At 43.6% G+C, this 468-nt stretch carries 1 protein-coding gene; it reads left to right on the top strand.

Annotation, left to right across the window (positions count from 1 at the left end):
- A partial coding sequence (locus tag H3S88_RS13130; protein ID WP_198237284.1) for a DUF2345 domain-containing protein occupies positions 1–468 on the top strand: 468 nt, incomplete at both ends.

Raw genomic sequence — 468 nt, 5'->3', positions numbered from 1 at the left:
TTGCTGCCAATAAAGGTTTATACCTGACCAGTCAGACCGAGCCTAAGGCACAGGGTAAACAACTTGATATGCAAGGTGCCATTACTCAGCTTGAAAATGCGTTATCAATTGCTAAAGCACTGCAAAATGCAGCAGCTGCCTCTGAAGCCCATGGCGCAGATACCGACAGTCAAGAGCAACTTAAAGCGACATTAACCCAATTAGCTCAAAGTGGCATTCTTGCTTATGCACAAGAGGGCATTGCTTTAACCAGCCTGGAAAACATTCAACTGTCAACATCGAATAGCGTTTCAATGACCAGTGAAAACCAAACTGACATTAATGCGTTAAAAAACATTACTGTCTCATCCGGTGAATCCATCGGTCTGTTTGCCCATAAATCAGGAATGAAAGTCTTTGCCAACCAAGGTGATGTTGAGGTGCAGGCACAAAATGCCAACCTGAATATGGCTGCCAAGCAAGATATTA

It is taken from the genome of Gilliamella sp. B14448G11 (genome assembly GCF_016101765.1).
Taxonomy (GTDB): Bacteria; Pseudomonadota; Gammaproteobacteria; order Enterobacterales; family Orbaceae; genus Gilliamella; species Gilliamella apicola_N.
The sequence above is the reverse complement of the archived record's forward strand: the minus strand, read 5'-3'. Positions and strand labels throughout refer to the sequence as shown.